The 24778-nt window shown below is 69.7% G+C and carries 23 protein-coding genes; 21 read left to right on the forward strand and 2 right to left on the reverse strand.

Annotation, left to right across the window (positions count from 1 at the left end; all coding sequences use genetic code 11):
• The first annotated feature begins 72 nt into the window (after positions 1–72).
• From ABZX65_RS12215 to ABZX65_RS12305, 19 genes are all read left to right on the forward strand, one after another.
• Complete coding sequence (locus ABZX65_RS12215; RefSeq protein ID WP_355337063.1) at positions 73–870, forward strand: response regulator transcription factor; 798 nt, start codon at positions 73–75, stop codon at positions 868–870.
• Positions 867–1787 (forward strand): hypothetical protein, encoded by a 921-nt coding sequence (locus ABZX65_RS12220; RefSeq protein WP_355337065.1) that lies wholly within the window; start codon positions 867–869, stop codon positions 1785–1787. Before ABZX65_RS12215 ends, ABZX65_RS12220 begins: the two co-directional genes overlap by 4 nt.
• Positions 1788–1849: 62 nt before the next feature.
• Complete coding sequence (locus ABZX65_RS12225) at positions 1850–2179, forward strand: TcmI family type II polyketide cyclase (RefSeq protein WP_355337067.1); 330 nt, start codon at positions 1850–1852, stop codon at positions 2177–2179.
• 61 nt (positions 2180–2240) lie between these two features.
• Positions 2241–3497 (forward strand): beta-ketoacyl-[acyl-carrier-protein] synthase family protein, encoded by a 1257-nt coding sequence (locus tag ABZX65_RS12230; RefSeq protein ID WP_188280342.1) that lies wholly within the window; start codon positions 2241–2243, stop codon positions 3495–3497.
• Positions 3494–4801: a ketosynthase chain-length factor gene (locus tag ABZX65_RS12235; RefSeq protein WP_355337069.1), complete on the forward strand. Its 1308-nt coding sequence runs from the start codon at positions 3494–3496 to the stop codon at positions 4799–4801. Before ABZX65_RS12230 ends, ABZX65_RS12235 begins: the two co-directional genes overlap by 4 nt.
• Positions 4802–4845: 44 nt before the next feature.
• Entirely contained in the window at positions 4846–5115 is a 270-nt protein-coding gene (locus ABZX65_RS12240; protein ID WP_355337071.1) for an acyl carrier protein, read from the forward strand.
• A 206-nt stretch (positions 5116–5321) separates the two neighbouring features.
• Positions 5322–6107: a 3-oxoacyl-ACP reductase FabG gene (gene fabG / locus ABZX65_RS12245; RefSeq protein ID WP_188280345.1), complete on the forward strand. Its 786-nt coding sequence runs from the start codon at positions 5322–5324 to the stop codon at positions 6105–6107.
• Positions 6108–6161: 54 nt separating this feature from the next.
• Positions 6162–7109: an aromatase/cyclase gene (locus ABZX65_RS12250; RefSeq protein ID WP_355337074.1), complete on the forward strand. Its 948-nt coding sequence runs from the start codon at positions 6162–6164 to the stop codon at positions 7107–7109.
• A gap of 1 nt (position 7110) precedes the next feature.
• Positions 7111–10449, forward strand: coding sequence for an FAD-dependent monooxygenase (locus ABZX65_RS12255; RefSeq protein ID WP_355337076.1), 3339 nt, complete (start codon positions 7111–7113; stop codon positions 10447–10449).
• Positions 10450–10528: 79 nt separating this feature from the next.
• Positions 10529–11209, forward strand: coding sequence for a nitroreductase/quinone reductase family protein (locus ABZX65_RS12260; RefSeq protein ID WP_355337078.1), 681 nt, complete (start codon positions 10529–10531; stop codon positions 11207–11209).
• On the forward strand, positions 11206–11448 hold the full coding sequence (locus tag ABZX65_RS12265) for a hypothetical protein (RefSeq protein WP_355337080.1): 243 nt from the start codon (positions 11206–11208) through the stop codon (positions 11446–11448). The genes ABZX65_RS12260 and ABZX65_RS12265 overlap by 4 nt, the downstream gene beginning before the upstream one ends.
• Positions 11449–11498: 50 nt before the next feature.
• Positions 11499–12314: a dienelactone hydrolase family protein gene (locus tag ABZX65_RS12270; protein ID WP_355337082.1), complete on the forward strand. Its 816-nt coding sequence runs from the start codon at positions 11499–11501 to the stop codon at positions 12312–12314.
• A gap of 174 nt (positions 12315–12488) precedes the next feature.
• Positions 12489–14150, forward strand: a complete 1662-nt coding sequence (locus ABZX65_RS12275) for an MFS transporter (protein ID WP_355337084.1) — start codon at positions 12489–12491, stop codon at positions 14148–14150.
• 421 nt (positions 14151–14571) lie between these two features.
• The gene (locus ABZX65_RS12280) at positions 14572–16269 is read left to right on the forward strand and encodes a tryptophan 7-halogenase (RefSeq protein ID WP_355337086.1); all 1698 of its coding nucleotides are present in this window, start codon (positions 14572–14574) and stop codon (positions 16267–16269) included.
• Positions 16270–16312: 43 nt separating this feature from the next.
• Entirely contained in the window at positions 16313–17821 is a 1509-nt protein-coding gene (locus ABZX65_RS12285) for an FAD-binding protein (protein WP_355337088.1), read from the forward strand.
• Between the two features lie 151 nt (positions 17822–17972).
• Complete coding sequence (locus ABZX65_RS12290; RefSeq protein WP_355337090.1) at positions 17973–19346, forward strand: cation:proton antiporter; 1374 nt, start codon at positions 17973–17975, stop codon at positions 19344–19346.
• Positions 19343–19891: a flavin reductase family protein gene (locus ABZX65_RS12295; protein ID WP_355337092.1), complete on the forward strand. Its 549-nt coding sequence runs from the start codon at positions 19343–19345 to the stop codon at positions 19889–19891. The genes ABZX65_RS12290 and ABZX65_RS12295 overlap by 4 nt, the downstream gene beginning before the upstream one ends.
• A 70-nt stretch (positions 19892–19961) precedes the next feature.
• Entirely contained in the window at positions 19962–20336 is a 375-nt protein-coding gene (locus ABZX65_RS12300) for an antibiotic biosynthesis monooxygenase family protein (RefSeq protein WP_355337094.1), read from the forward strand.
• 47 nt (positions 20337–20383) lie between these two features.
• On the forward strand, positions 20384–21871 hold the full coding sequence (locus ABZX65_RS12305; protein ID WP_355337096.1) for a cation:proton antiporter: 1488 nt from the start codon (positions 20384–20386) through the stop codon (positions 21869–21871).
• Positions 21872–21909: 38 nt separating this feature from the next.
• Here ABZX65_RS12305 and sigJ read toward each other — a convergent pair whose 3' ends face one another.
• On the reverse strand, positions 21910–22983 hold the full coding sequence (gene sigJ, locus ABZX65_RS12310; RefSeq protein WP_355337098.1) for an RNA polymerase sigma factor SigJ: 1074 nt from the start codon (positions 22981–22983) through the stop codon (positions 21910–21912).
• Positions 22984–23154: 171 nt separating this feature from the next.
• Between sigJ and ABZX65_RS12315 the strand changes: the two genes are divergently transcribed.
• Both ABZX65_RS12315 and ABZX65_RS12320 read left to right on the forward strand, forming a co-directional pair.
• Complete coding sequence (locus tag ABZX65_RS12315) at positions 23155–23574, forward strand: nitroreductase family deazaflavin-dependent oxidoreductase (RefSeq protein ID WP_355337100.1); 420 nt, start codon at positions 23155–23157, stop codon at positions 23572–23574.
• 39 nt (positions 23575–23613) lie between these two features.
• On the forward strand, positions 23614–23973 hold the full coding sequence (locus tag ABZX65_RS12320; RefSeq protein ID WP_355337102.1) for a hypothetical protein: 360 nt from the start codon (positions 23614–23616) through the stop codon (positions 23971–23973).
• A gap of 68 nt (positions 23974–24041) precedes the next feature.
• Here ABZX65_RS12320 and ABZX65_RS12325 read toward each other — a convergent pair whose 3' ends face one another.
• Positions 24042–24533, reverse strand: coding sequence for a MarR family transcriptional regulator (locus ABZX65_RS12325; protein ID WP_355337104.1), 492 nt, complete (start codon positions 24531–24533; stop codon positions 24042–24044).
• Between the last annotated feature and the right edge of the window lie 245 nt (positions 24534–24778).

Consider the following 24778-nt stretch of genomic DNA (forward strand, 5'->3'; position numbering starts at 1 on the left):
ACTCGCAAGCAGTCCAAGGAACCGATCAGGCCCAGGTCGCAGTCGGACCTGAGCGTCACAAAGGGCGGACCCATGAGCCGGATAGACCTTCTGAAGCCTCATATACCAGCCCCACGTGCGTCCGCAAACGTCAATCGCACCGAGATACGTACCGCATCGCCGGTACGGGGAGTGCCGGGGCCGTCCGTGAGCTGGCGGGTACTTGTGGTGGAACCTCATGCAGACGACGCCGAATCCCTGGTCAGGGGGTTACGGCGGCACGGACACGAGGTCGCGTCGGTCGGCACGGGCGGCGCGGCACTCCAGACGTACGAGGACGCGGACCTGGTCCTGCTCGACCTCGACCTGCCCGACCTGGACGGACTCGAGGTCTGCCGGAGCATCCGGTCGGTCTGCGACGTGGCGGTCATCGCCGTCACCGCGCGCGGCACCGAACTCGACCGGGTGCTCGGCCTCCAGGCAGGCGCCGACGACTACCTCGTCAAGCCGTACGGCTTCCGCGAGTTGATGGCCCGGATGGACGCGGTCATGCGCCGCGCCCGCCCGGAACCCGCCTCCGCGCGGGTCATCTCCTGCGGACCGCTGCGGATCGACGCCGGATCGCGCGAAGTGCGGCTCGGCGGACGGCATATAGATGTGACCCGTAAGGAATTCGACGTGCTCTACCTGCTGGCCTCGCACCCGGACATCGTCATCACCCGGAAGCGGCTCATGCAGCAGGTGTGGGGTGACTCGTGGTCCCGGCGGACCGTCGACACCCATGTCAGCAGCCTCCGGACGAAGCTGGGCGCCAAGGAGTGGATCGTCACCGTCCGCGGTGTCGGATTCCGGCTCGGTCTGGGGCTCGAACGGTCCGGGTCCTCCGCATGAGCCGCGCGGCCGTGCGGTGCGAAGGACACGAATGCGGTACGCGGCAGGCCGAGCCCCGCGACGGGGGCCGGCACCCCGGCCGTCCGGTCGGCGGGAACCGGCTGTGCGCCGCCTGCCACCGTCGGCTGACCACCGGCATCGGCATGCTCCCCGAGCTGTACCGGGACTGCGAGCGGGTGCTGGGCGGCGCCGCGGCCAAGGGGCTGCGCGAACGCACCAGCGGCGGCCCGCTGCCCGGCATGCCGTTCAACCCGGCGGCGGCCGAGACACGCGCCGCGATCCTCGGGGTGCTCGGCTCCTGGAGCGGCCTGATCGCCCAGCAGCGCGGGCTCGTACCGCCCGAGCGGTCCGTCGGCACCCTGTCGGTGTTCCTGCTGCGGCACGCCGACTGGCTGGCCGGGCACCCGGCCGTCGCCGAGGCCACCCGCGAGGTGGCCCGGCTGGTCAGCAGGGCCCGCCGCGTCGCCCACCCCGAGCAGATCCGCCGGATCGCGCTGGGCGACTGCGTCGAACCCGGCTGCGAGGGGCGGCTGTCCGCCGTCGTACGCGTCGGGGCGACGGCCGCGCACCCGGCCGTGCAGTGCGACGCCCAGGCCGGGCACACCTGGGCCGGGCACCAACTCACCCATCTGCGCCGCCTGATGCCCGCCGAGGACACGGCCCCGGGCACAGCGGCCGACACCTCCGCCGGCACTTCCGCCGGCACTTCCGCCGGTCCCGCCGCCGTCGCCGAGCGCTGGCTCACCGCCGCCGACATCTCGCGGCTGTGGAGCACCCCGGTCGGCACGGTCTACCGGCTGGCCAGCGAGCAGAGCTGGCGCCGCAGGCACGGCTCGGGCCGCACCTACTACTCGGAGGCCGACGCACACGCGTGCTTCAGCCGCCGCGCCGAGCGATCTGCCGAACGATCCCGCTAGGACGGCCTGTTTCGACGACCAGCGGACGACCCCTCCATCACTCCCATCACCAGGAGCGAACGATGCACAGCACGTTGATAGTCGCGCGCATGCTGCCGCAGTCCGCGGAGGACGTGGCCCGGATCTTCGGGGAATTCGACCAGACCGGGATGCCCGACCTGATGGGCACCCGTCGACGGGAGCTCTTCTCCTACAACGGCCTCTACTTCCACCTCCAGGACTTCGACACGGAGGCCGGTAACACGACCATCGAACAGACCAAGGACCACCCGCTCTTTGTGCAGGTCAGCGCCGACCTGAAGCCGCACATCGAGGCCTACAACCCGGCGACCTGGCGGTCGCCGAAGGACGCGATGGCCACGCGTTTCTATCACTGGGCCAAGTCCGAGTGACGGACCTGATCTCAAGCCTGTCCTCAAGAATTCACGAAATTCCGAAGGGAGCGGCGTCCACATGGGACGGCGAGTGGTGATAACCGGCATTGGGGTCGTGGCGCCGGGGGGTGTCGGCGTGAAGGACTTCTGGAGTCTGCTGAGCGACGGCCGAACCGCGACCAGAGGCATCACGTTTTTCGATCCCGCCCCGTTCCGTTCCCGCGTCGCGGCCGAGGTCGATTTCGACCCGGAGGCACTGGGACTGAGCCCGCAGGAGATCCGCCGCATGGACCGCGCCGCGCAGTTCGCGGTGGTCACGGCCGCGGAGGCGCTCGCGGGCAGCGGACTGGAGATGTCCGACCTGGACCCGTACCGGACCGGGGTGACCGTCGGCAGCGCCGTCGGCGCGACGATGGGCCTGGACCAGGAGTACCGCGTCACCAGTGACGGCGGGCGTCTCGACCTCAACGACCACCGGTACGCGGTACCGCATCTGTACGACTTCTTCGTGCCCAGCTCCTTCGCGAGCGAAGTGGCCTGGTCCACCGGGGCCGAGGGCCCGGCGACGGTGGTCTCCACCGGCTGCACCTCCGGCCTGGACTCGGTGGGCTACGCGACCGAGCTGATCCGTGAGGGCAGCGTCGACGTGATGATCGCGGGCGCCACCGACGCCCCGATCTCCCCGATCACCGTGGCCTGCTTCGACGCCATCAAGGCCACCACCTCGCGCAACGACGACCCCGAGCACGCCTCGCGGCCGTTCGACAACTCCCGCAACGGCTTCGTCCTCGGCGAGGGTTCCGCGATGTTCGTGCTGGAGGAGTACGAGGCGGCCAAGGCGCGCGGCGCGCACATCTACTGCGAGATCGCCGGGTACGCCACCCGCTCCAACGCCTTCCACATGACGGGTCTGCGGCCCGAGGGCCTGGAGATGGCCGAGGCCATCAGGACGGCCCTGGACGAGGCGCGGATGAACCCCGACGAGATCGACTACGTCAACGCGCACGGCTCGGGCACCAAGCAGAACGACCGCCACGAGACCGCCGCCGTCAAGCGCACGCTGGGCGACCACGCGTACCGGACACCGATGAGCTCCATCAAGTCGATGGTCGGGCACTCGCTCGGCGCGATCGGCTCGATCGAGATCGCCGCGTCCGCGCTGGCCATCGAGAACAACCTGGTCCCGCCGACGGCCAATCTGCACGAGCCGGACCCGCAGTGCGACCTGGACTACGTACCGCTCAAGGCCAGGGAGTGGACCACCGACGCCGTGCTCAGCGTCGGCAGCGGCTTCGGCGGCTTCCAGAGCGCGATGGTGCTGCGGAGGGCGGCATGACCACTTCCGAAGGCACGGCCGCTTCCGCGGACACGACCGCTTCCACGGACACGACCGCTTCCGAAGGCACGGCCGCCTCCTCTGGCGCCGCCAGTTCCGTCGTCGTCACCGGTATCGGCGTCACCGCGCCCAACGGCCTGGGCACCGAGGAGTTCTGGGCCGCGACGCTCGCGGGGAAGAACGGCATCGGACCCGTCCAGCGGTTCGACGCCACCGGCTACCCCGCCAAACTCGCCGGTGAGGTACCGGGCTTCGTCGCCACGGACTACCTGCCGAGCCGGCTGATCCCGCAGACCGACCACATGACCAGGCTCGCCCTGGTCGCGGCCGACTGGGCGCTGGCCGACGCGGGCGTGAAGCTCGACGAGTGGAAACAGTTCGACATGGGCGTCATCACCGCCAGCTCCTCCGGCGGTTTCGAATTCGGCCAGAACGAACTCCAGAAGCTGTGGTCCAAGGGCGGCCAGCACGTCAGCGCGTACCAGTCCTTCGCCTGGTTCTACGCGGTCAACACCGGCCAGATCTCCATCCGCAACGGCATGCAGGGCCCCAGCGGGGTCGTCGTCTCCGACCAGGCGGGCGGCCTCGACGCGCTCGCGCAGGCCAGGCGGCAGATCCGCAAGGGCACCCGGCTGATCGTCTCCGGCGGCGTCGACGGCTCGATCTGCCCCTGGGGCTGGATCGCGCAGGTCGCCGCGGGACGGCTCACCGACAGCGACGACCCGGACAAGGCGTACCGGCCCTTCGCCGCGGACGCCGACGGCTATGTGCCCGGCGAGGGCGGCGCGTTGCTGATCCTGGAGGACGCCGGGTCCGCGCGGGAGCGCGGCGCCAAGGTCTACGGGGAGATCGCCGGATACGCCTCGACCTTCGACCCCAGGCCCGGCAGCGGCCGGGAGCCCGGTCTGCGGCGGGCCGTCGAGGCGGCGCTGGCCGACGCGGGCCTGACGGCGGGCGACATCGACGTCGTCTTCGCCGACGCGGCGGCCGTCCCCGAACTGGACCGCGCGGAGGCCGACGCGATCACCGCGGTCTTCGGACCGCGCGGTGTGCCGGTCACCGCGCCCAAGACGATGACCGGACGGCTCTACTCAGGAGCCGCGTCACTCGACACGGCCGCCGCGCTGCTGTCGATCAGGGACGGGGTCATCCCGCCCACCACCCATGTCGCCCCCGCCCCCGAGTACGACCTCGACCTGGTGGTCGACCGGCCCAGGACCGCGCCGGTGAACGCCGCGCTGGTGCTGGCCAGGGGCTACGGCGGCTTCAACTCGGCGATGGTCGTGCGCGGAGCAGCCCGGTGACGGGCCCGCGCACCGCCGTCGCCACACCTCAGGAAGGGACCGAGATGGCCGGACCGGAACTCACGATCGAAGACCTCAAGCGCATCCTCCGGGAAGCCGCGGGCGAGAGCGAGGGCATCGACCTGGACGGCGACATCCTCGACCAGACCTTCGAGGACCTCGGCTACGACTCGCTGGCGCTGCTGGAGACCGGCAGCCGGATCGAGCGCGAGCACGGGATCGAGCTGGAGGACACCTCCATCACCGTCGTCGAGACGCCGCGGGCGCTGCTCGCCGTCGTCAACGAGCAACTCGCCGCGGAACACGCGGCCTGACGCTCCCCCCACCCGGTGCCGCCGCCGTGCTCCAAAGGCGCGGCGGCGGCACCCCCAGCCCACACCCCCAGCCCCCACGTACAGCGCACCCGTCCAGCCCACACGCCCAGACCACACGTACAGCGCACATGAACGCAGCACTTGAAGAGCGCACGTGAACGCAGCACATGTACGCAGCCGAGCGGTACCGAGTCGGAGGAGCAGTCATGTCGGCAGAGGGACAGCGGGTCGCTCTCGTCACCGGGGCCACCAGCGGAATCGGGCTCGCCGTCACCAGGGCGCTGGCCGCACAGGGACACCAGGTGTTCATCTGCGCGCGGACGCCCGAGAGCGTGGAAGTGACCGTCAAGGAACTACGGGACGAGGGCCTGGACGTCGACGGCACCGCCTGCGACGTCAAGTCGGGCGACGACATCAAGGCGTTCGTGCTCGCCGCCGTGGAGCGGTACGGGCCGGTCGACGTCCTGGTCAACAACGCGGGCCGCAGCGGCGGCGGCGTCACCGCCGACATCGACGACGAGCTGTGGTTCGACGTCGTCAACACCAACCTCAACAGCGTCTTCCTGATGACGCGCGAGGTGCTCAACACCGGCGGCATGCGGTACCGCGACCGCGGCCGGATCATCAACATCGCCTCCACCGCGGGCAAGCAGGGCGTGGTGCTCGGCGCCCCGTACTCCGCCTCCAAGCACGGCGTCGTCGGCTTCACCAAGGCCCTGGGCAACGAGCTGGCGCCGACCGGGATCACGGTCAACGCGGTCTGCCCCGGCTACGTCGAGACGCCGATGGCCGCGCGGGTCCGGCAGGGATACGCGGCGGCCTACTCGACCACCGAGGGCGAGATCCTCCAGAAGTTCCAGTCGAAGATCCCGCTCGGCCGCTACTCCACGCCCGAGGAGGTCGCGGGCCTGGTCGGCTACCTGGCCACCGACACCGCGGCGTCGATCACCGCGCAGGCCATCAACGTGTGCGGCGGCCTCGGCAACTTCTGATCCGCCGCCACCGACCCCGTCCTACGACGTCCGACTCGCGTGAGGGGAACGAGAATGACGCAGACTGGCCACCGCGAGGTGGAGCACGAGATCACGGTGAACGCCCCGGCCGCCGCGGTGTACCGGCTGATCGCCGAGGTGGAGAACTGGCCGCGGATCTTCCCGCCGACCGTTTTCGTCGACCATGTGGAGCGCTCGGAGAACGAGGAGCGCATCCGCATCTGGGCCACCGCCAACGGCGCGGCCAAGAACTGGACGTCGCGCCGCGTCCTGGACCCGCGGGCGCTGCGGATCGAATTCCGCCAGGAGGTCTCGGCGCCGCCGGTCGCGGCGATGGGCGGCACCTGGGTGATCGAGCCCGTGTCCGACACCGAGTCGCGGGTGCGGCTGCTGCACGACTACCGCGCCATCGACGACAAGCCGGACGATCTCGCCTGGATCGACGAGGCCGTGGACCGCAACAGCCGCTCCGAGCTGGCCGCGCTCAAGACCAACGTCGAACTGGTCGTCGGCTCCGCGGACGAACTCCTGCTGTCCTTCGCCGACACCGTCCACATCGACGGATCGGCCAAGGACGTCTACGACTTCATCAACGAGGCGCAGCTCTGGAAGGAGCGGCTGCCGCACGTGGCGCGGGTCTCGCTGGAGGAGGAGACGCCGGGACTGCAGATCCTGGAGATGGACACCCTCACCAAGGACGGCTCCTCGCACACCACCAAGTCGGTGCGCGTGACCTTCCCGCACAGCAGGATCGTCTACAAGCAGATCACCCTGCCCGCGCTGATGACGCTGCACACCGGCTACTGGCTGTTCGAGGAGGAGGGCGACGGCGTCGCCGCCACCTCCCAGCACACCGTGGTGATCAACACCGCGAACATCACCAAGATCCTCGGCCCGGACGCCGGGGTCGCCGAGGCGCGCGCCTTCGTGCAGAACGCGCTGAGCACCAACAGCCGGGCCACCCTGGGCCACGCCAAGGACTACGCCGAGGGCCGGCGCTGAGATGGACACCGACGTCATCATCGTCGGCGCGGGGCCTGTCGGCCTGATGCTGGCCGGTGAACTCCGGCTCGGCGGAGCCCGGGTGACGGTTCTGGAGCGGCTCGCCGCCCCCACCACCGAGTCCCGGGCGTCGACCCTGCACGCCCGCACGATGGAACTCCTCGACCAGCGCGGCCTGTTGGAGACGCTGGGCACGCCGCCCAACGAGCCGATGGGCCACTTCGGCGGTCTGCCGCTCGACCTGAGCGAGCCGACCACCCGCTACCCCGGCCAGTGGAAGGTCCCGCAGGCCCGGGTCGAGGAGCTGCTCGCGGAGTGGGCCACGGGGCTGGGCGCGGAGGTCAGGCGCGAGCACGAACTGCTCGGCCTGACCCCGGGCGACGGCGGCGACGAAGGTGACGTGGGCGCGGAAGGCGTGGAGGTCGAGGTCGCCACCCCGGACGGTGTCACCCGTCTCACCGCCGGCTATCTGGTCGGCTGTGACGGCGAGGAGAGCACCGTACGGCGGCTGGCGGGCTTCGACTTCCCCGGCTCCGACGCCACCAAGGAGCTGCTGCGCTGCGACGTGCTGGGGCTCGACATCCCCAACCGCCGCTTCCAGCGGCTCCCGAACGGGGTGGCCATCGCGGCCACCCGCGACGGCGTCACCCGCGTCATGGTGCACGAGTTCGGCCGCGAGGTGCGGCCGAGGACCGCGGAACCCGAGTACGCCGAGATCGCGGCCGTGTGGGCCAGGGTCACCGGCGAGGACATCACCCACGGCACCCCGACCTGGCTGAACGCCTTCGGCAACACCAGCCGCCAGGCGGCCTCGTACCGCCGGGGCCGGGTGCTGCTCGCCGGGGACGCCGCCCACCGGCAGATGCCGGTCGGCGGCCAGGCGCTCAACCTCGGGCTCCAGGACGCGGCCAACCTCGGCTGGAAGCTGGCCGCGCGGGTCACCGGGCGCGCGCCCGACGGGCTGCTGGACACGTACCACACCGAGCGGCACGCGGTCGGGCGGCGGGTGCTGGCCAACATCGAGGCGCAGACCGTCATCCTCTTCGGCGGTCCCGAGACCGGGGCGGTCCGCGGCACCGCCGCCGAACTCCTCACCCGCACCTCGGTCGTCCGCGGCCACCTCGCCGGCATGATCAGCGGCCTCGACATCCGCTACGGCGATCCCGACGCCGACACTCACCCCGACACGGCCGGTGAGTTGACCGGCCGCCGCGTGCCCCACATCGCGCTGACGACCGCGGACGGGCCGACCGGCACCACCGAGCTGCTGCGGCCCGGCCGCGGCGTGCTGCTCGACCTGTCGGGCGACACCAGGCGCCGGGCCACGCTGGGCAGGGCCGCCGAGGGCTGGGCGGGCCGGGTCGACGTGGTGTCGGCGCGCCCGGTGCCCGGCACGCTCCTCGACGGGCAGAAGACCGTACTGCTGCGGCCCGACGGACACATCGCCTGGTCGGCGCCGCGCGCGGCCGACCCGGCTCCGGCGCTGCGGCGCTGGTTCGGCGCCGAGGACGTCCCCCGGGTCCCCGTCACGCCGATCGCGGCTCCACGGAAGGGCGTCGCGGAGACGGCGGCGCCCCAGGCAAGTGCCCCTCAGGCAAGTGGCCCCCAGGCAACCGCTCCTCAGGCAACCGCCCCCCAGGCGAGCGCCGTAAAGGCAGCCGCACCGAGACCGGCCGCTCCGAAGCCGCCCGTCCGCACCTGTGACGTCCTGATCGTCGGCGCGGGTCTGGCCGGTTCGGTGAGCGCGGCGATCCTCGCCCGGCAGGGCAAGAGCGTCGTGCTGGTCGACTCCCAGACGCATCCGCGGATGGCCATCGGCGAGTCGATGACCCCGCAGCTCATCGAGTGGCTGCACATCCTCGCCGTACGGTTCGACCTGCCCGAACTGCTGCATCTGCTGGACCACCGGTCGGTCACCGAGCACATCGGCCCGACCCACGGCAAGAAGCAGAGCTTCGGCTTCGTCAAGCACGACAAGGGCCAGGAACCGGACCCTCGGGAGACGACGATGTTCGTCATCCCCAAGGCGCTCACCCAGGCCAGCCACCTGTTCCGGCAGGACACCGACGCGTACTACTTCCACGTCGCGGCCAAGTACGGCGCCACGACGCGGCAGCACTGGCGGCTGTCCGACCTGGACTTCGACGACGACGGCGTCACCGTCACCGGGCAGAACGGCGAGGTCTTCAGGGCTCGCTACCTCATCGACGCCAGCGGCCACCGGTCGCTGCTCGCCGAGAAGTTCGGCCTGCGGGAGCAGCCCGCGCGCTTCAAGCACCACTCGCGGTCGCTGTTCACGCACTACATCGGCGTCAAGCCGTTCGACGACGTCAGCCACCACCCGGAGAGCCTGCGACCGCCCAAGAACGCGCCCTGGAGCGGCGGTACGCTCCACCACCTGATCGAACGCGGCTGGTTCTGGATCATCCCGTTCAACAACCACAAGGGCGCGGCCAATCCGGTCACCAGCGTCGGCCTCACCATGGACGAGCGGGTCTACCCGCGGCCCCGTGACATCAGCCCCGAGCAGGAGTTCACCCGCTTCCTCGACCAGTACCCGGCGGTGAAGCGGCAGTTCGAGGGCGCGACGCGGGTCCGCGAGTGGGTCTCCACCGACCGGCTCCAGTACAGCTCGAAGGAGTCGATCGGCTACCGCTGGTGCCTGATGTCGCACGCGGCCGGCTTCCTCGATCCGCTGTTCTCGCGCGGCCTGTCCAACACCTTCGAGGTCGTCCACTCGCTCATGACCCGGCTGCTGCCCGCCCTGGACGACGACGACTTCGCGGTCGAACGCTTCGGTTACGTCGACCGGTTGGAGCGCGGCCTGCTGCACTACAACGACGAGCTGGTGAACAGCGCGTACATCTCCTTCGGCCACTTCCGGCTGTGGAACGCGGTGTTCCGGGTCTGGGGCGGCTTCGCCACTCCCGGTGTGATGCGGCTGGCCCGCGCGCGGATCAACTTCACGCTCACCGGCGACCCCGCGCACCTGGACGCCCTGGAGGACGCGCCGTATCCGGGCCTGTGGTGGCCGGAGCCCGCCGTCCGGGAGATCGTCGACCTCACCGCGGAGACCTGCGAGAAGTACGAGGCCGGGCAGATCGACGGCGACCGCGCCGCGGACATCATCTTCGACCGGCTCCGGCGCTGCGAGCTGCTGAACCCGGCCTTCGGCTGGCGCGACCCCGAGGACACCCGGCTGATCACCCCGACCACGGCGACGATGGCGAAGTTCATGTACTGGGCCGTGCGCAAGGCCCCGCCGCAGATGCGGGACCTCGGCTCCGCCCTGCTGTCCGGCACGGTCCGCGCGGGTGTCAAGGGCAAGAAGGTCCTCTGAACAGACGGCCTTGCGACGAAGCGACGCGTTCCGACACAGAAGTCCTGAGAACACCGGATCTCGCGAAAGGGCACCACACATGCAGACCACCCCGAAGCCCATGGAGGACTCGATGGCCGAGCCGATGGGTGACACCTCGGTGATCCAGGACACCGAGGCGCTGTCGTCCTTCAGGACGACGCGTCCTGACCAGGGTCTGGACGCGGGCCCGATCACGCGGGCCTTCATGCGCGTCAACGTCTACATCTACTCCAAGCCGCCGAAGAAGGTGCAGAAGTCGCTCAGCAAGGGCGCGCTCAATGTGCACATCTGGCTGTACGAGCGGTCCAACGGCCGCATCGGCGGCAAGATGGGCAACCTCGACGCGCTGCTGCTGCACACGCTGGGCCGCAAGACCGGCAAGGAGCGTGTCGTGCCGGTCGGTTACATCTACGAGCGCGGCTTCTTCTACGCGGTCGCCGTGCCCGGCCACTTCGACATCCCCGGCGGCCCCAAGGGCCTGCACCCGGCCTGGTACCTCAACTTGAAGGCCACGCCCGAGGTGACCATCAACATCGGCCGCGAGCAGATCGTCGCCCTCGCCGAGACCCTGTCGGGCCCCGAGCGGGACCGGATCTGGGCGAAGTACTCCGAAGTCCTGCCGTTCATCAACGAGTTCCAGAACCGGGCCAGCCGCCTGCTCCCGGTGGTGAAGTTCACCCCGAAGGACATGCTGGCGGCGGTGGCGCCGTCGGACGGCGAGACGGACGCCGTACGGTGAGCGCCGCCGGGCCGCGGGCGGGTCGGTCCGGGCCGCCCGCCGCGCGGGGAGCGAGCCCGCTGCGGACGGCGGTCACGGTCGGTACGCTGGCCGCCAACTTCCTCGCCGTCACCAAGAAGATCCGCAGGGCGAACGGGTCGCCGCACGCCATCGACCACATCGATCTGATCGCGAGCATCACCACCTTCGTCGTCCTCGCCGTCCGGGCGCGGCAGGGACGGGAGTCCGGGGGCGGCTGACCGCCCGTCCGCCCGCCCGGGCCGAAGAACCGTCTGAAGGAGAACCCCTCGTGACCGGTACCGCACCGACCTCTGATCTCACCGGCTGGCGCGCGGCCCCGTTCACGGGAGCCGGGCTCACCCACGACGTGTACGAGAAGGGCGCGGGGCCGGGAGTGGTGCTCGTCCCGGAGATTCCGGGCATGACGCCCGAGGTGCTGGGCCTGGCCGACCACCTGGTCGACCAGGGCTTCACCGTGGCGATGCCGTCGCTGTTCGGACGGCCCGGACGTAAGAACTCCACGCCCTACACGCTGTCCACCGTCGCCAAGCTGTGCGTGTCCGCCGAATTCCGGGCCTTCGCCGTCGACGCGCGGCGGCCGGTCGCGGACTACCTCAGGGCGCTGGTACGGGATCTGGCCGCGCGAACCCCCGGGCCCGGTGTCGGCATCGTCGGCATGTGCTTCACCGGCGGGTTCGCGCTGGCCGCCGCGGTGGAGGACGTGGTGCTCGCGCCGGTCGTCGCCCAGCCCGCGGTGCCGTTCCCGGTCAGCGCCAAGCGGTCCGCGGACCCCGGCCTCTCGCGGGGCGAGCTGGACACGGTGGTGAGCCGTACCAAGAACAGCGGACTGTGCGTGCTGGGCATGCGCTTCAGCGGGGACAGCGCGTCCCCGCGGGCCAGGTTCGACACCCTGCGGCGCAGTCTGGGCGACGCCTTCGAGGTGATCGAACTGGACTCCTCGAAGGGCAACGAGGGCGGCTTCCCCAAGGGAGCCCACCCCGTACTGACCGAGGAGATGCGCGAGATCCCCGGACACCCGGCGTACGCCGCGCGGGAGCGGGTCGTGAGCTTCCTGCGGGAGCGTCTGGCGCCCGCGGCCCTCTAGGGCCCGTCCGGCGGACCGGCCCCCGCGGCCGGGACTCGCGGACCTCCTCGGTGACGGTTGCGTCTCGACCGTCCCACCGATGTCACACCCACGGCCCCCGCTCACCTCTTGGGGGGCAAGGGGCTGTGGGTCGTGCAACGCCGTGCGGCCCGACGCGCGCGGCAAGGAGGAACCGTGAACAAATGGCGTGGTAATCCGTGGGTCATTCTGGCGATCCTGTCCTTCGGATTCTTCATGACCCTGCTCGACCTGACGATCGTGAACATCGCGATCCCCGACATGGTGGACAGCCTCGACGCGTCCCTCGACCAGATCCTGTGGGTCGTCAACGCGTACACCCTCGGGCTCGCCGTCCTGCTGATCACCGCCGGCCGGCTCGGTGACCTCGTCGGCAAGAAGAACCTGTTCATCGCGGGTGTGGCGCTGTTCACCCTGGCGAGTCTCGCCTGCGGACTCTCCCAGTCCCCGACCCAGCTCATCATCTTCCGGGCGATCCAGGGCATCGGCGCGGCACTGCTGCTGCCGCAGACCCTGTCCATGATCGCGGACGTGTTCCCCGACGAGAAGCGCGGTGTCGCGCTCGGCATCTGGGGCACGGTCGCGGGCCTGGCGTCGGTCGCGGGACCGAGCCTGGGCGGCCTGCTGGTCACCAAGCTCAACTGGCGCTGGATCTTCTACGTCAACGTGCCGATCGGTGTGCTGGCGATCATCGCCTCGTTCATGTTCATACCGTCCGCGGCGCGTACGGTGCGGCACCGCTTCGACATCCCCGGCGTCGTCCTGACCACCATCGCCCTGTTCCTGCTCGCCTTCGGTCTGATCGAGGGCCAGAAGTACAGTTGGAACGGCGCGATCTGGGGCACGATCGCGGCCGGTGTCGTGGTGCTGGCGATCTTCCTGGTCTACCAGCGCGGTCAGCAGGACAACGAGCCGCTGGTGCCGTTCGTGCTGTTCAAGGACCGTAACTTCTCGGTGGTCAACTTCGTCGGTATCGCCGTCTCGTTCGGCGTCGTCGGCCTGCTTCTGCCGCTGACCATCTACCTCCAGTCGGTGCTCGGCTTCAGCGCGCTGAAGGCCGGTGGCGTGCTGGTGCCGATGGCGGTCGGCTCGATGCTCACCGCCGGGCCCTCCGGTGTGCTGGCCGAGAAGTTCGGCGGCAAGTACATCCTGATGGGCGGTCTGCTCGCGTACATCGGCGGTGTCTTCTGGATCGTGCGGACCGTCGAGGTCGGCCAGAGCTGGACCGGGCTGATCGCGCCGGTCGTGATCGTCGGCGCCGGTATGGGCTGCACCTTCACGCCGATGGCCACCGAGGTCATGCGCAATGTGCCGCCCAAGCTCACCGGGGCCGCGTCCGGCGTCAACAACGCGCTGCGGCAGGTCGGTTCGGTCATGGCGGGCGCCGTCATCGGCGCGGTGCTCCAGAACCAGCTCGCCTCCTCCCTCAAGGACCAGGCGGCGCAGCGCGCGGGCGCCGTTCCGTCCGACTACCGCGCCGGTTTCCTGAAGAACTTCGACAACGCGGGCAAGCACCTCGAGGTCGGCGGCCAGTCGAGCAGCGCCATGAAGTTCCCGTCGAACGTGCCCGCCGACATCGCCCACCGCATCCAGGACACCGCCGCGGCGGTCTTCGGGCACGGCTTCGTCGACGCCATGAAGCCGACCATGTACGTGCCGATGGCCGTGCTGTTCGTCGGTGTGATCGCCTGCCTGATCATCGTCGGGCCGAAGAAGTCGGCCACGCCGGAGTCGGGTGCGGCCGTTCCCGGTCAGACGGACGGCGCGGGGTCTCCCGCGGCGGATTCGGCGGCCGATTCCGGAGCCGCCCACCGGTAGACCGCCCCTCGGTAAAGCCGTCCATCGGCAAGCTCCCGCGGTTCTCCGAGTAGCCCTTTAGGGAGGGGTGAGTTGCCCTTTAGGGAGGGGTCGGGAGAGTCCGGACAATAACACCGGCGGCACTCGCGTCACTTCCGGTACACCATTACCGGGGTTGACACCGAGTGTCGCCGCGTGTCACGCTTTATTGGGCAGTAGAAGTATGCCCAATTGCGGTTTGACGCCGGCGGACCACCGCTGCGACGCCGCCACGTCTCACATCTTGGTCACCTCTTCTCGATCGCCGGGCCGACCCATCGGGGTCGGCCCGGCGATTGTTTTGCACGCCCTTTTTCAGATGCCCGCGTGTGCCCTGGGAATTCGGCCACACACCCGTCGTTGATTCTCCGCGCCGTCCGCGCCGGAGAGAGAGGGGCGCTCCGTGCCCAGCAAAGCCAAGGAATCCGTTCCGGTGAACAGCGCCTCCAAGACGCAGAACTGCGACGTCCTGATCATCGGGTCGGGCCTCGCGGGTTCGGTGAGCGCGGCGATCCTCGCCCGGCAGGGCAAGAACGTGGTCATGGTGGATGCCGCGACCCATCCCCGGATGGCGATCGGCGAGTCGATGACCCCGCAACTCATCGAGTGGCTGCACATCCTGGCGGTGCGCTTCGACGTACCGGAGATCAAGCACCTGCTGGACGTCAAGGCCGTCACCAAGAACATCGGCCCGACCCACGGCAAGAAGCAGAGCTTCGGTTTCATCAAGCACGAGAAGGGCCAGGAGCCCGACCCGCGCGACGCCACGATGTTCGTCATTCCCAAAGCGCTCACCGAGGCCGGTCACCTGTTCCGGCAGGACACCGATATGTACTTCTTCAACGTGGCGGCCAAGTACGGCACCACGACGCGGCAGAACTGGCGGGTCGCCGACCTGGACTTCGACGACTTCGGAGTGACGGTCACGGGGCAGAACGGCGAAATCTTCAGGGCCCGTTACCTGATCGACGCGAGCGGCTTCCGCTCCCTGCTGGCCGAGAAGTTCGATCTGCGCGAGAAGCCCGCGCGCTTCAAGCACCACTCCCGGTCGATGTTCACCCACTACATCGGCATCAAGCCGTTCGACGAGGTCAGCCACCACCCGGAGAGCCTGCGCCCGCCGGCCAGCGCGCCCTGGCACGGCGGCACGCTGCACCACATGATCGAGCGCGGCTGGTTCTGGATCATCCCGTTCAACAACCACAAGGACTCCAAGAACCCGATCACCAGCATCGGGCTCACCATGGACGAGCGGACGTATCCCAAGCCGAAGGACCGCACCCCCGAGGAGGAGTTCCAGGGCTTCCTCGACCAGTACCCGGCGGTGAAGCGGCAGTTCGAGGGCGCGACGCGGGTCCGCGAGTGGGTCTCCACCGACCGGCTCCAGTACAGCTCCAGCAAGTCGATCGGCTACCGCTGGTGCCTGATGTCGCACGCGGCGGGCTTCCTCGACCCGCTGTTCTCGCGCGGTCTGTCCAACACCTTCGAGGTCGTCTACGCCCTGTGCTCCCGGCTGCTGCCCGCCCTGGACGACGACGACTTCGCCAACGAGCGTTTCCAGTACGTCGAGGACGTCGAGCGCGGCCTGCTGCACTTCAACGACGAACTGGTGAACAGCTCCTACATCTCCTTCAGCCACTTCCCGCTGTGGAACGCGGTGTTCCGTGTCTGGGGCTCCTATCTCACGCCCGGCGCGCTGCGGTTGATCCGGGCGCGGGCGCGGTATGAGGAGAGCGGCGACGTGAAATGGCTGGACGATTTGGAGAAGACCCCCAATCCGGGTCTTTGGTGGCCGAACAGCCCGGATTTCAAGCAAACCGTCGAAATCATGGCGGAGGCCTGCGAGAAGTACGAGGCCGGTGACATCGACGGCGACGCGGCGGCCAAGCTGATCATGGACAGTCTCCGTGCTTCGGATGAACTCAACCCCGTTTTCGGATGGGAGGACCCAGAAATCAAATTCGTGTACCCGACCACCGCGATGATGGCTAAGTTCATGTACTGGGCCAACTTCAAGGCTCCGGGCGAGATGCGCGAACTGGGTCGCGACATGGTAAGCGGAATTGTGCGGTCCGGTCTGCGTGGGCAGAAGTTCGTCTGACCCCGCCCGGCAATTTCCATCTGACCGAAAGTTGAACAGCACCATGATCAGTCGCAGAAAAGTCCTCGGTGCGGGCGCGACCGCGGTGGCTCTGTCAGGACTTGGGGCCACCGCCGGTTTCGCCGGCAGCGGGGCACCCTGGAGTCAGTTGCGCGCGCACCTCCAGGGCCGGCTCGTCCTGCCGACCGACTCCGGTTACACGACGGCGAAGCAACTCGACCTGCAACAGTTCGACGTGATCAACCCGCAGGCCGTCGCCTACTGCGTCAGCGCCGCCGATGTGGCGCTGACCCTGAAGTTCGCGCAGGACAACTGCATACCCTTCGCCGTGCGCAGCGGAGGGCACAGCGGCGGCGGGTACTCCACGAGCACCGGCCTGGTGATCGACGTCTCCGGGCTCAACTCCATATCCGTCGGCCAGAACACGGTGACCGTCGGCACCGGCGTCCAGGGCGTCGACGCCATCGACGCGCTCGCTCCGCACGGCAAGGCCATCATCGGCGGCTACTGCCCGACGGTCGCCGTCGGCGGCTTCTACCAGGGCGGCGGCCTGGGCGTGCTCACCCGCTCCTACGGCGTCGGCTCCGACCGGATCGCCTCGGCGAAGGTGGTGCTCGCCAACGGCGACGTCGTCACCGCCTCACCCACCCAGAACCGGGACCTCTACTGGGGCATACGCGGCGGTGGCGGCGGCAACTTCGGCGTCGTCACCTCGTACGACATCACCACCGTCAACGTCTCGCAGCTCGCCGTGGTCAATCTGAACTGGACCTTCGACAAGGCCGCCGACGTCCTGGACGGGTACGCGCGCTGGTCCGTGAACGCGCCCCGCACGCTCAGCGGCGGCGCCTTCCTCCAGCTCTTCGACGCCTCGCCGGGCGCGCCGGTCAACGTCATGGTCTTCGTCGCCTCCACCGGCACCACGGCCGAACTCACCAGTGAGGTCGCCCGGTTGGTGGCGCTGACCGGGGCACCGGCCAGCCAGACGCCCGCGAGCGTCGTGCCGTACCAGCCGCTGATGATGGGCTTCTTCCGGTGCGCGGCCGATGTGACCGCCTGCCACCGGGCCGACACCACGCCCGGCGGCACGCTTCCCCGGTCGGCGTTCGGCCTCCAGCGCAGCCGGTTCTTCAACCGGCTGCCGTCGCGCAGCGTGTGGGACAACGCGGCGGCGCTCTTCGAGACCCTGCGGGTACCCGGCCAGGCGCACCTCATGGAAGTGCTCCCGCTGGGCGGGGCGGTGAGGGATTTACGCCGTACCGACACCGCGTTCGTCCACCGCGACGCGCTGTTCACGGTGAACTTCCTCGTCGACATCGGGTCCCCCGACGCCGCCGACTCCGCGGGCAGGGCGGCGGGTCAGGCGTTCGTCGACAGCGGCTTCCGCGTCATCGACCGGCAGTCCTCCGGTGAGACCTACCAGAACTTCATCGACCCGGAACTGCCCGACTGGCGGCAGGCGTACTACGCCGAGAACTACCCGCGGCTGTCCGCCGTGAAGCACCGCTACGACCCGCACGGCGCCTTCAGGTTCGCCCAGAGCATTCGCTAGGGGCCTGACGGCGACACAGCGACATCCCTCTCACGACAGCGGGGTGGCCACGGACTTCCGTGCCACCCCGCTGTCGTGCGTCCGGACACCGCCCGGACGCGTACCGCTCGAGTCCGCATCTCCCAGCCGCTCCCGTCCCCGGAGGACTGCGATGACAAGCATCGCGCTGCACAGCCTCGCGCCCCACAACGACCTCCAGGTCGCCACCATGCTGGCGGGCATCGCCTTCGTCCTGCTGGTCGGCGTGCTGCTCGGCACTCTCGCCAAGCGGGTCCGCCAGCCCGCGGTGATCGGCGAGATCCTCGCCGGCATCGCGCTCGGCCCCAGCCTGCTCGGGCTGCTGCCCGGCGACCTGTCGCACAAGCTGTTCCCCGCCGACGTACGGCCGCTGCTGTCCGCGGTCTCCAACGTCGGCCTGATGCTCTTCATGTTCATGGTGGGCTGGGAGTTCGAGAAGCGGATGCTGCGTCCGCACCGCGGTCTGGCCGCGTCGGTCTCGCTCTCCTCTGTCGCCTGCGCCTTCGGACTCGGCGTCGCGGTGGCCGCGCTGCTCTACCCGCACCACAACACGGTGGCCGGGCACCACATCTCCTTCGTCACCTTCTCCACGTTCATGGGCGCGGCCATGTCGGTGACGGCCTTCCCCGTACTCGCCCGGATCCTCACCGACAACCGGCTCACCCACTCGCGGGTCGGCACCCTCGCCCTGGCCAGCGCCGCCGTGGACGACATCCTCGCCTGGTGCATGCTGGCGTACGTCTCCGCGCTGGTCACCTCCAGCGGCGCCGGTGACCTCTTCCAGGTGCTCGGCCTGAGCGCGGCCTACGTGCTCGGCATGTTCGTCCTCGTGCGGCCCGCCCTGGCCGCGGTGGTCAGGTTCTTCAGCGAACGCCAGCAGTGGCGGGCCCTGTTGGTGGTCATGGCGGCCGGTACCTTCCTGTCGTCCTACCTGACGACCTGGATCGGCATCCACGGCATCTTCGGCGCCTTCCTCTTCGGCTTCATCATGCCGCGCGAGCCCGCGCTCCAGCTCGCCGAGCACCTGCGCAAGCCGCTCGACCACGTCAGCCTGATCCTGCTGCCGGTGTTCTTCATCGTCACCGGCCTCGGCGTCGACATCAACGGCCTGCACGCCCGGCAGTACCTGGAGCTGGCCGCGATCCTGGTCGTCGCCTGCGCGGGCAAGCTGCTCGGCGCGATGGTGCCCGCCAGGCTGTTCGGCCTGTCCTGGCGGGAGTCCAGGGCGCTCGGCCTGCTGATGAACACCCGAGGGCTGACCGAGCTGATCATCCTCAACACCGCCGTCCAACTCGGCGTCCTGGACAGCCAGATGTTCACCATGATGGTGATCATGGCGCTGGTCACGACCGCGCTCGCAGGTCCGCTGCTGCCCAAGAGCAGCGAGCTGATGGCCACTTCGACGGTGGGCGTCGAGGTCGGCGAGGCGGAGGCGGCAGGCAAGGCCGAGGCCGAGGCGGGGGCCGGCGCCGGGGCCGCAGCCGCGGGCGAGAAGGGGCGCTCGTGAGCGCGCCCTCCGATCAGGTGCTGCACCAGCCGGAGCCGGTGGAGGGCAGGCTGCTGCGCAATGTGTGCGGCCTGTTCGTCACCGGCGTCACCGTCATCACCAGCGGCGCGGAAGGGCGTTCGGAGGGAACGACGGTCAACTCGTTCACCTCCGTCTCGCTCGACCCGCCGCTCGTGCTGTTCTGCCTGCACAAGGAGTCGCGGCTGCGCGCGGTCATCGACGAGGCCGGCTCCTTCGTGGTGAATTTCCTGTCGGGGCCGCAGGAGCCGCTGGCCCGCGCCTTCGCGGGCAAGGACACCTCGGCGGTCCAGGACGTGCCCCACCACCACTCGGCCGAGGGCATGCCGGTGCTCAGCGAGGCACTGGCCTTCCTGGCCTGCCGCCTGGACAAGGAGTTCGACGGCGGCGACCACACCATCTTCGTCGGCCGCGTCGTCGAACTCGGCGTGCCCCGCGAGTACCAGGAACCGCTCATCTTCTTCCGCGGCTCCCTGGGCGCGCTGGAGGAGGAGCCGCGGGGAGCGCACCCGATCTTCGACGGCTGAGCGGACCCGCACGTCAGCCATCCACGTCACGTCACGTCACGCACCGCCCATGACGACGAGAGGACACACCATGGCGTTCGCATTCGAGGCCGTCGACCCGAAGGTCTCCTTCGAGACCCAGCTCCAGCAGGAGGACTCGGGCACCGTCGTACTCATCAACACCCTTGTCGTGCCCGAGGGGCAGATGGACAAGACCCTGGAGAGCTGGGCGCTCGACGCCGCCTACATGAAGTCCTGTGACGGCTGCATCTCCACCCAGCTCCACCGCGGCACCGCGGGCAGCAACACCCTGGTCAACATCGCGATCTGGGAGTCGACCTCCTCGCTGCTCGCGGCCTTCATGTCGGCCGAGTTCCAGGAGAAGGCCGGCGCCTACCCCGACGGTCTGCTCGCGCGGCCGTTCATCGCGGAGAAGGTCGCCGTCCAGGGGATCTGCGTGGCCTAGGGCCTGTCCGCCGACCCGGCCACCGCGCATCAGTGAGGAGCTCTTCGATGAGTGCGATCAGCATCGCCGCGGAAACCGTCGATCCCCTTCCGCAGCACACACTGCTGGTGTTCCTGCTCCAGATCGGCGCCCTGCTCGTCCTGGCACTCGTGCTGGGACGGCTGGCGAGCAGGCTCGGCATGCCGACCGTCGTCGGAGAACTGGCCTCGGGCGTCTTACTCGGGCCCTCGCTCCTGCTGCACGTGGCGCCGGGCCTGTCCGGCTGGCTCTTCCCCCGCGACCCCACCCAGATGCACCTGCTGGACGCCGTCGGGCAGCTCGGCGTGCTGCTGCTCGTCGGCTTCACCGGCATGCACCTGGACCTGAAGGTGGTCCGCAGACAGGGCGGCAAGGCGGCGGGCGTCAGCGCCGCCGCCCTGCTGCTGCCCCTGGCGCTCGGCGTGTGGCTCGGTTACGCGCTGCCGGGTGAACTGCGGCCGGGCGACGCCGATCCGGCGGTCTTCGCCTGGTTCGTCGGCGTCGCCATGTGCGTCAGCTCGATCCCGGTGATCGGCCGGGTGCTGGTCGACATGAAGCTGATCCACCGCAATGTCGGCCAGATGATCCTGGTCGTCGGCACCATCGACGACGCCGTGGGCTGGCTGCTGGTCTCCGTCGTCACCGCGATGGCCACCACCGGGGTCGGCGCGGGCGAGATCGCTACCCCGCTGTGGCACCTCGCCGTCGTCATCGTCGTCCTGCTGACCGGCGGCCGGTGGCTGGTCGGCTGGGTGCTGCGCTGGGCCGAGCGCTCCGGTTCGCGCGGCGTGACCATTTCCGCCACCGTCATCCTGCTCGTCCTGTCGGGCGCGGGCGCCCAGGCGCTCGGTTTCGAGGCGGTGTTCGGCGCCTTCCTGTGCGGCATCCTGATCGGCTCGCGCGGCACGGACGCGCAGGCACGGCAGTTGGAGCCGCTGAACGCCACCGTGCTGTCCTTCCTGTCCCCGCTGTTCTTCGCGCTCGCCGGGCTGCGGATCGACCTGACGTCGCTGACGCGTCCGAAGATCGCGCTGTGGGGACTGGCCGCGCTGGCGATCGCCGTCGCCGGGAAATTCCTCGGCGCCTTCATCGGCAGCGCCTTCAGCCGCCTCACCCGCTGGGAGGCCCTGGCGCTCGGCGCCGGGATCAACGCGCGCGGGGTGATCCAGGTGGTCATCGCCGTGGTCGGCGTGCGGCTCGGCCTGCTGACCACCGCGATGTACAGCATCATCGTGCTGATCGCGATCCTCACTCCGCTGATGGCGCCGCCGATCCTGCGGGTCGCGATGAAGCGGATCGAGAGCACGGCGGACGAGGAACTGCGAGAGCAGCGGGTACTGGCCCTGCAAGGGGTGCCCGAGGGGGGTACGGACGGGCGGCCTGACGAACTCGCCGACGGACGCGCGGACGGTCTGACCGACGGACTCACCGACGGGTTCGCGGACGCCGGAACATCCGATCCGGCCGCCGATACCCCCGTCACCCAGGAACGCGGCGTCCCGGTCCACCCCACGTGACATGCCCCACGTGGGGAGGGCCGGGACAGCCGCTCGGCTCAGCCCGCGCGCGGACCGGACTCGTCGCGGCCGTCGCGGCCGTCGTCGCCGGGCTCGATCGCCTTCCTCGGCTCGGCGGCCTCGATCTGTCCGGCGGCCGTGTCCTCGTCCCCGTCGTCCAGACCGTCCAGCCGTACGCGGGAGAGCTTGTCCGGGTTGGTGACCAGATAGATGTCGGTGACCTGGTCGTTGCTCGGGTTGAGGTCCATGACCATGACCGCGTAGGGGGAGTCGCCGGAGAAGACCACGGCGGACGGGTCGCCGTTGACGTGCCGGTAGCGGATGTCGAGGGCTTCCGGCAGCCGGCTGGTGGCGTAACCGTTCAGCAGCCGGGCGACCTTGTCGCGGCCGGTGACCGGGCGCAGCGCGGAGCGGACCTTGCCGCCGCCGTCGGTCCACATCGTCACGTCCGGCGCGAGCAGGCTCATCAGGTCGGCGATGTCGCCGCCGAGCGCGGCGGCCACGAAGCGCTCGGTGACCTGCTGTTGGAGGTGCGGGTCGGCCTGGTAGCGGGGCCGCCTGGCCTGGACGTGTTCGCGGGCCCGGTGCGCGAGTTGGCGAATCGCGGACGGGCTGCGGCCGAGAATTTCGGAGATCTCGGTATGCGCGTAACCGAACACCTCGTGCAACACGAACACCGCGCGTTCCAGCGGGGTCAGCGTCTCCAGAATGACCAACAGTGCCATGGACACGGATTCGTTGCGCAGCGCGGATTCCGCGGCGTCCGTCGCCTGCGCCGCCTGCGGGGTGTTGCGCGCTTCCGGAATCTGCGTGATCAACGGCTCGGGCAGCCAGGGGCCGATGTACGTCTCGCGGCGGCGGCTGATCGTGGCCTGCCGGGCGAGCGCCTGGTTGACCGCGATCCGCACCAGGTACGCGCGCGGGTTGTCGATCTCCTCGGCGTGCGGCTGGCGGACTCTCCGCGCCCAGGCCAGCCAGGTCTCCTGAAGGACGTCCTCGGTGTCCGAGACGCTGCCGAGCAGGTTGTAGACCACCGAGAACAGTAACTCCCGATGACCCACGAACACCCGTGTGGCGGTGTCGTCGGGCAGCTCCGCCGGGTTGTCGGACATGGTGGGCCTCCCAGTGTGACGCGCGCTCCTGTCACCTGAGATGAAGGGCCCCCGTCCGAGTGTGACATCGGCCGGTAAAGATGTTGCGCTATTACCGACTGCTGTCGTTTTTCTTCTCTCTTTTCTCCGTTCTTTTTCCCCGTGCGAGTCCCTCAAAGAAGGAGCACAGTCATGTCCGTTAAGCGGCGGCTGGCGCGCGTGAACAAGTATTTCGGCAATCGGATCGTCGGCCGGATCCTCCCCGCCATGCCGGGGTTCGGCGCGGTCTACCACAAGGGCCGCAAGTCCGGCCGGGAGTACCGCACGCCGGTCAAGGTCTTCAAGAAGAACGGCCACTTCATCCTGTCCCTCCCGTACGGCGCGGAGTCCGACTGGGTCAAGAACGTGGTGGCCGCGGGCGGTTGTGAGATCAAGACCCGCGGCAAGCGCGTCCCGGTGGTCGCGCCGCAGGTGTACATCGACGACAACCCCGACATCCCCGCCGTGCTGCGCTGGGCGCTCCAGCGGCTGCGCATCGACGAGTTCATCTCGCTGAAGATCGTCGAGACCACGGCGCAGACCGGGACCGGGGTCACGGCCGAGCGCGTCTGAGCACGATCGGTGAAGACGCGTGAGGAGGAGTGATCGCGCATGCCCGCACCGAATTGGCGCGCCTTCGGCCGGGCCGCCGCCCGGTTCTGCGGGGACCGACTGCTGCGCGCCCTGATCTCGCTGGGCTCGACGACCGTCGGCGTCTCGTCGTCCGAGTGGTGGCGCGGGCGCGGCGAGCACTGGTGGGAGGGCGCGGCGCCCACCGAGGGCTCAGGCCCGCGCGCGGTCGCCGCGGCGGCCCGTCGCAAGCCCGGCGGCCTCGACGATCCCGGCGTGCTGCGCAAGCTGCGGGCGCTGCGCGGCAGCCAGGACCTGCCGGGTCCCGGCGACCCGTACGACGGCTGCCTGGACGCGGCGCCGCGCTGGCACCCGGAGCGCCGCGCGGCCGGCGGCAGGTGAGGTGAGGACGGCCGGCGGCCTGTGAGGTCGGGTGAGGTGAGGACGACCGGCGGCCGGCCGTCGGCCCGTCAGCGGTCGGCGAGTTCGTCGGTCGCCTCACGTCCCGCCCGCGCCGCGCGGGACAGGAAGTCGGCGATCAGCACCAGTTCGGCGTCGTCGTAGTCCGCGCAGATCACGTCCATCGACTTGTTGAGCCCGGCGAACATCTCGGCCGTCTCGGTCTCGCGCTCCTTGATGACCTGGACGAGGACCGCCCGCCGGTCGCTGGGGTTGGGCGTACGGACCACCCAGCCGCCGCGCTCCAGCCGGTCGAGCACGCCGGTCAGCGTGGCCGGGTGCAGGCCCGCGTGCTTCGACAGCGCGGTCGGTCCGATCGGCCCGAAGCGGCTGACCAGGTCCAGGCACTCCAAGTCGGCGTCGCGCAGGCCGAGATGAGTGCCGACCCGATGGTTCAGCAACGCCATTTGGACGGAGAGATCGCGCAGCGCGTCCTTGATCCTCGTGTTCAGTCGCCTCCGCCGCCGTATTGTCGACGCGGCTCCGGGCAGTGTGGAATCCATACGCAACGTTCCTCGCATCGATAGCACGCGGAGATATGAAACTACCCCAACCCCCGATTCGGTCCGCTGGTCGACCGCTGGAGCCTTCGGCCCCGGTCGGGCGGCGAATATCGGCGGGGTTCAGGCGGACACCCTCTCACAGGTCCTTTACAAACTCGTAGGGCTCTCCCCGAATCCTCCGCGCCTCGCGCGGTGCCCGTTGCCGGTAGCAGGCGTGCGCCTCCCGGCAACCGTGGGCTCGTGCC

This window comes from Streptomyces sp. NPDC003300, assembly GCF_040610915.1.
GTDB lineage: Bacteria > Actinomycetota > Actinomycetes > Streptomycetales > Streptomycetaceae > Actinacidiphila.

Excerpts from the sequence above, each read along its gene's own strand:
- ABZX65_RS12215 (WP_355337063.1), top strand. The coding sequence starts at position 73 with ATGAGCCGGATAGACCTTCTGAAGCCTCATATACCAGCCCCACGTGCG.
- ABZX65_RS12220 (WP_355337065.1), top strand. The coding sequence starts at position 867 with ATGAGCCGCGCGGCCGTGCGGTGCGAAGGACACGAATGCGGTACGCGG.
- ABZX65_RS12225 (WP_355337067.1), top strand. The coding sequence starts at position 1,850 with ATGCACAGCACGTTGATAGTCGCGCGCATGCTGCCGCAGTCCGCGGAG.
- ABZX65_RS12230 (WP_188280342.1), top strand. The coding sequence starts at position 2,241 with ATGGGACGGCGAGTGGTGATAACCGGCATTGGGGTCGTGGCGCCGGGG.
- ABZX65_RS12235 (WP_355337069.1), top strand. The coding sequence starts at position 3,494 with ATGACCACTTCCGAAGGCACGGCCGCTTCCGCGGACACGACCGCTTCC.
- ABZX65_RS12240 (WP_355337071.1), top strand. The coding sequence starts at position 4,846 with ATGGCCGGACCGGAACTCACGATCGAAGACCTCAAGCGCATCCTCCGG.
- fabG (WP_188280345.1), top strand. The coding sequence starts at position 5,322 with ATGTCGGCAGAGGGACAGCGGGTCGCTCTCGTCACCGGGGCCACCAGC.
- ABZX65_RS12250 (WP_355337074.1), top strand. The coding sequence starts at position 6,162 with ATGACGCAGACTGGCCACCGCGAGGTGGAGCACGAGATCACGGTGAAC.
- ABZX65_RS12255 (WP_355337076.1), top strand. The coding sequence starts at position 7,111 with ATGGACACCGACGTCATCATCGTCGGCGCGGGGCCTGTCGGCCTGATG.
- ABZX65_RS12260 (WP_355337078.1), top strand. The coding sequence starts at position 10,529 with ATGCAGACCACCCCGAAGCCCATGGAGGACTCGATGGCCGAGCCGATG.
- ABZX65_RS12285 (WP_355337088.1), top strand. The coding sequence starts at position 16,313 with ATGATCAGTCGCAGAAAAGTCCTCGGTGCGGGCGCGACCGCGGTGGCT.
- ABZX65_RS12290 (WP_355337090.1), top strand. The coding sequence starts at position 17,973 with ATGACAAGCATCGCGCTGCACAGCCTCGCGCCCCACAACGACCTCCAG.
- ABZX65_RS12300 (WP_355337094.1), top strand. The coding sequence starts at position 19,962 with ATGGCGTTCGCATTCGAGGCCGTCGACCCGAAGGTCTCCTTCGAGACC.
- ABZX65_RS12305 (WP_355337096.1), top strand. The coding sequence starts at position 20,384 with ATGAGTGCGATCAGCATCGCCGCGGAAACCGTCGATCCCCTTCCGCAG.
- sigJ (WP_355337098.1), bottom strand. The coding sequence starts at position 22,983 with ATGTCCGACAACCCGGCGGAGCTGCCCGACGACACCGCCACACGGGTG.
- ABZX65_RS12315 (WP_355337100.1), top strand. The coding sequence starts at position 23,155 with ATGTCCGTTAAGCGGCGGCTGGCGCGCGTGAACAAGTATTTCGGCAAT.
- ABZX65_RS12320 (WP_355337102.1), top strand. The coding sequence starts at position 23,614 with ATGCCCGCACCGAATTGGCGCGCCTTCGGCCGGGCCGCCGCCCGGTTC.
- ABZX65_RS12325 (WP_355337104.1), bottom strand. The coding sequence starts at position 24,533 with ATGGATTCCACACTGCCCGGAGCCGCGTCGACAATACGGCGGCGGAGG.